This is a genomic window from Paenibacillus sp. AR247 (genome assembly GCF_002968895.1).
GTDB classification, from domain to species: Bacteria; Bacillota; Bacilli; order Paenibacillales; family Paenibacillaceae; genus Paenibacillus_AQ; species Paenibacillus_AQ favisporus.
Genome location: NZ_PCZT01000003.1, coordinates 29,336 through 34,410, shown reverse-complemented (window position 1 = coordinate 34,410; position 5,075 = coordinate 29,336). Strand labels below are relative to the sequence as shown.

Sequence of the window (5,075 nt, the reverse complement as noted above, 5' to 3'; positions counted from 1 at the left end):
GAATCGTTCAAGGTTCTGATCAAAGAGCTTCAATCCCTCGGTATGGATGTTAAGATCCTGAGCGGTGACGAGCAGGAGATCGAGATGAAAGAGCTCGATGATGAAGACGAGGCAGCCGGCGATAAGCTGAGCCTCAACCTGGAAGGCGAAGAAGTCGGAGTGGATAAAGACCGTGTGAAGGCGGGCGGGGATACCGTCCGTCCTCATTCACGGTTTAAATCATTAGGACTAGGTTAAGGAGGGTTGCTCCTTGTTGGACGTTAACAATTTCGAATTCATGAAGATCGGGCTTGCATCCCCGGAGAAAATTCGTTCATGGTCCCGCGGAGAAGTGAAAAAGCCGGAAACCATCAATTACCGTACGCTCAAACCGGAGAAAGAAGGCCTGTTCTGCGAACGGATTTTTGGACCGCAAAAAGACTGGGAATGCCATTGCGGCAAATATAAGCGTGTCCGTTACAAAGGCGTAGTCTGCGATCGCTGCGGCGTAGAAGTTACCCGCGCGAAGGTGCGCCGCGAACGGATGGGCCATATTGAGCTGGCAGCTCCTGTATCCCATATCTGGTACTTTAAAGGCATTCCGAGCCGTATGGGTCTCGCTTTGGATATGTCGCCAAGATCTCTGGAAGAGATCATTTACTTTGCATCTTATGTAGTAACCGACCCTGGAGATACGCCTCTGGAGAAGAAACAGCTTCTGTCCGAGAAAGAATACCGCAGTTACCGTGAAAAATACGGCTATGGTTTCCAAGCGGGCATGGGTGCTGAAGCGATCAAGAAGCTGCTGCAGGATCTCGATATCGAAAAGGAACTCGAGTTTCTGAAGGAAGAGCTGCGCACGGCTCAAGGCCAACGCCGTAATCGTGCGATCAAGCGTCTGGAAGTCATCGAGGCTTTCCGCAACTCCGGCAACAAGCCAGAGTGGATGATCATGGACGTATTGCCGGTTATCCCTCCGGAACTGCGCCCGATGGTACAGCTGGACGGCGGACGTTTTGCAACGTCTGACCTGAACGACCTGTACCGCCGCGTGATCAACCGGAACAACCGCTTGAAGCGTTTGCTTGACCTGGGAGCTCCGGACATCATCGTTCAGAACGAAAAACGGATGCTGCAGGAAGCGGTTGACGCCCTGATCGACAACGGCCGCCGCGGCCGTCCAGTGACTGGACCAGGCAACCGTCCGCTGAAATCCCTCAGCCACATGCTGAAAGGTAAGCAAGGACGTTTCCGGCAAAACCTGCTCGGTAAACGCGTTGACTATTCCGGCCGTTCCGTTATCGTCGTTGGTCCGTACCTGAAAATGTATCAGTGCGGTCTGCCGAAGAAAATGGCGCTGGAACTGTTCAAGCCGTTTGTCATGAAAGAACTTGTAAACAAGGGCCTCGCCCATAACATTAAGAGCGCCAAACGTAAGGTTGAGCGCGTAAGTCCGGAAGTCTGGGACGTTCTCGAAGAAGTCATTAAAGAGCATCCGGTTCTGCTGAACCGTGCCCCTACGCTTCACCGTCTCGGTATCCAGGCGTTTGAGCCGATCCTGGTAGAAGGTCACGCGATCCGTCTGCATCCGCTCGTATGTACGGCTTACAACGCCGACTTCGACGGTGACCAGATGGCGGTTCACGTTCCGCTGTCCGCAGAGGCACAGGCTGAAGCCCGTATCCTCATGCTGGCATCCGGCAACATTTTGAACCCTAAAGACGGTAAACCTGTCGTAACTCCTTCGCAGGATATGGTTCTCGGATCTTTCTATCTGACCATGGACAACAAGGAAGAGAAAGGTTCCGGCATGATTCTGAGCTCCGTGAACGAAGCCGTATCGGCTTACCAACGCGGAACCGCAGGTCTGCATGCACGGGTAGCCATTCCGGTAAAAGCGCTCGGCAAAACGAGCTTTACCGACAAGCAGCAGGACGCAATGCTCTTGACGACCGTCGGACGCATCATTTTCAACGAAATTTTCCCGAGCAGCTTCCCGTACATTAACGAAGCAACCCGCGACAATCTGTTCAACGGAACGCCGGAAAAATATTTCGTCTATGAAAAAGGCGCGGACATCCGCGAGCGCATGTACGACCTGCCTATAAGCAGCGCTGTTGGTAAAGAGTATCTGGGCCAAATCATTGCCCGCTGCTTCGAGATTTACCATACGACGGAAACTTCCGTTATTCTAGACAAAATCAAGCAGCTCGGCTTCACGTATTCGACACGTGCCGGCGTAACCGTTGCGGTATCAGACGTTATCGTTCCTGATGAGAAACAGGCGATCCTGAAGGAATCCGACGAGAAGGTTGCAGTCGTTACGAACCAATACCGCCGCGGCTTGATTACGAACGAAGAACGGTACGACCGCGTTATCGATATTTGGTCCAAGGCGAAGGATGACATTACGGACATCCTGATGAAATCCATGGACCGCTTTAACTCCATCATGCTCATGGTTGATTCCAAAGCACGGGGTAACAAATCGCAGATTACTCAGCTCGGCGGCATGCGGGGTCTGATGGCGAACCCATCCGGCCGGATCATCGAACTCCCGATCAAGTCCAACTTCCGTGAAGGCCTGACCGTCCTCGAGTACTTCCTGTCGACGCACGGTGCCCGTAAAGGTCTGGCGGATACCGCGCTGCGCACAGCGGACTCCGGTTACCTGACACGCCGTCTTGTAGACGTTGCCCAGGACGTTATCGTCCGCGAAGAAGACTGCGGTACCGATAAAGGCTTTACCGTCAGCCGGATTCAGGATGGTAAAGAGGTTATCGAGGATCTGTATGACCGTATTGAAGGACGCTACTGCTTCGAGACGGTTCGTCATCCGGAAACCAACGAAATTCTGGTTAACCGCAACGAGCTGATCGATTCGGATAAAGCGAACCTGATCGTCAACTCCGGCGTAACAAAACTGCAAATCCGTTCGGTACTCAGCTGCCGTGCTCGTCACGGCGTATGTAAGAAGTGCTACGGACGCAACCTGGCCACAGGCAAATTCGTGGAAATCGGGGAAGCTGTCGGCATCATCGCGGCACAATCCATCGGTGAACCAGGAACCCAGCTTACCATGCGTACGTTCCATACCGGTGGTGTCGCAGGGGACGATATTACCCAAGGTCTTCCGCGTATTCAGGAGCTTTTCGAAGCCCGGAATCCGAAAGGTCAAGCAACCATTAGTGAAATCGACGGCGTTGTGAAGGAAATCCGCGAAGCGAAAGACCGTCGTGAAATCGAAGTCCAAGGTGAAGCGGAAACGAAAGTGTACTCCGTTACCTACGGTTCCCGTCTGCGCGTAAGCGAAGGTCAGGAAATCGAAGCCGGCGACGAGCTGACAGACGGTTCCATCGACCCGAAAGAAATGCTGCGCATTAAAGGCATCCGCGGGGTGCAGAACTACATTCTGCAGGAAGTACAGCGCGTATACCGTAACCAGGGCGTAGAAATCAACGATAAGCACGTCGAAGTAATGATCAAGCAGATGCTGCGTAAAATCCGTATCGTCGATGCGGGAGATACACCGCTTCTTCCTGGATCATTCACCGACATTCATGAATACGAAGCAGCGAACAAAGAAGCAATCCTGTCCGGAAAAGAGCCTGCGGTGGCCAAACCGGTTCTGCTCGGTATCACCAAGGCTTCCCTGGAGACCGATTCCTTCTTGTCCGCGGCATCCTTCCAGGAGACGACCCGCGTTCTTACCGATGCGGCGATCAAAGGCAAGGTTGACCAGCTGCTCGGCCTGAAAGAAAATGTCATCATCGGTAAATTGATCCCTGCAGGTACCGGTATGAACCGTTACCGCAGCGTCAAATTCGATGATCCGAACATCGAAGATCAGGACTCCAAGGAGCTTGAAACGGCAACAGTAGAGTAATAGACTGCTAAACAGGCGGTTTTGCGCGGAGGCGGCATGAAAAAAGGCTGCTTCCGCGAAAACTTTCCTGAAACATTCTTGACATCGCCTAATGCAAGTGCTAATATAGCAAAGGTGCGTGAGTAGTTAAGTACCCCTGTGCTTTTGGAGGAATCGCAAGATGTCTAATGATAAAGGATTACAGGATGCTCATGTCAAGATCGGTGCCAAACAAACGATGAAACTCGTAGAATTGGGCCAAGCCGCCGAAGTGTTTGTGGCGGAAGATGCGGAACACCGGCTCGTTTCAAAGGTTGAAGCTCTTTGCACTAAGCATGGAGTGAAGATCACCTATGTGGATACTATGCATCAATTGGGTAAAGCATGTGGAATTGAAGTGGGCGCAGCGATGGCCGCTATCGTTAAATCATAGTTGTAAGGAACGTTTTTGTTGGAGAATCAACAGAGTTCTTCCGGCAAAGACTTTTCATTTGTTCTTTTATGAACCGCCTGGGTCTGTGGACTTAAAAAGAGGTTTGTAATGAGGATAAGTATTATGGGAAGGGGGTGGCTAACATGCCAACAATTAACCAGCTAGTTCGCAAAGGACGTCAAGCTAAGATCTACAAGTCGAAGTCCCCTGCATTGCAGAAAGGATACAACGCTCTGAAGCGTGAAGAGACAGGACTTAGCGCTCCTCAAAAACGTGGTGTCTGCACCCGTGTAGGTACAATGACTCCGAAGAAACCGAACTCCGCGCTTCGTAAGTATGCCCGTGTTCGCTTGACGAACCGCATCGAGGTGACTGCTTACATTCCGGGGATCGGACACAACCTGCAAGAGCACAGTGTGGTATTGGTTCGCGGTGGACGGGTAAAAGACCTTCCAGGTGTTCGTTACCATATCGTTCGCGGTGCGCTTGATACTGCAGGTGTGAACAACCGGATGCAAGCTCGTTCCAAATACGGCGCGAAACGTCCGAAAGCTAAAAAATCGTAATTGATTCTATAAGATTTCAAGACTTAAGAAAGGGGGATATCCATGCCACGCAAAGGTCCAGTTAGTAAGAGAGACGTATTGCCAGATCCGGTGTACAACAGCAAACTGGTTACACGCCTTATCAACCGCATCATGCTGGATGGTAAAAGAGGTGTTGCCCAAAGCATCCTTTACAATTCGTTCAAGCTGATTCAAGAACGTACAGGTAAAGATCCTATGGAAGTGTTTGAAG

The 5,075-nt window shown here is 51.5% G+C and carries 5 protein-coding genes; all 5 read left to right on the top strand.

Annotated elements, in window-relative coordinates:
* On the top strand, positions 1 to 237 hold a 237-nt coding region (locus CPT76_RS03115; protein ID WP_146116138.1), incomplete at its 5' end, for a hypothetical protein.
* A gap of 13 nt (positions 238 to 250) precedes the next feature.
* Positions 251 to 3,865 (top strand): DNA-directed RNA polymerase subunit beta', encoded by a 3,615-nt coding sequence (gene rpoC / locus CPT76_RS03110; RefSeq protein ID WP_105441903.1) that lies wholly within the window; start codon positions 251 to 253, stop codon positions 3,863 to 3,865.
* 160 nt (positions 3,866 to 4,025) lie between these two features.
* Positions 4,026 to 4,277 carry a ribosomal L7Ae/L30e/S12e/Gadd45 family protein gene (locus CPT76_RS03105; protein ID WP_105441902.1) on the top strand — a complete coding sequence of 84 codons (252 nt, stop codon included), beginning with the start codon at positions 4,026 to 4,028 and terminating at the stop codon, positions 4,275 to 4,277.
* Between the two features lie 143 nt (positions 4,278 to 4,420).
* Positions 4,421 to 4,843, top strand: a complete 423-nt coding sequence (gene rpsL, locus CPT76_RS03100; RefSeq protein ID WP_076176731.1) for a 30S ribosomal protein S12 — start codon at positions 4,421 to 4,423, stop codon at positions 4,841 to 4,843.
* Positions 4,844 to 4,885: 42 nt separating this feature from the next.
* Positions 4,886 to 5,075, top strand: a 190-nt coding sequence (locus tag CPT76_RS03095; RefSeq protein WP_483870032.1) for an uS7 family ribosomal protein, incomplete at its 3' end; no start/stop codon positions are given.

Bases quoted from the DNA above. Each gene is read 5' to 3' on its own strand.
- CPT76_RS03105 (WP_105441902.1), top strand. From the start codon at position 4,026: ATGTCTAATGATAAAGGATTACAGGATGCTCATGTCAAGATCGGTGCC.
- rpsL (WP_076176731.1), top strand. From the start codon at position 4,421: ATGCCAACAATTAACCAGCTAGTTCGCAAAGGACGTCAAGCTAAGATC.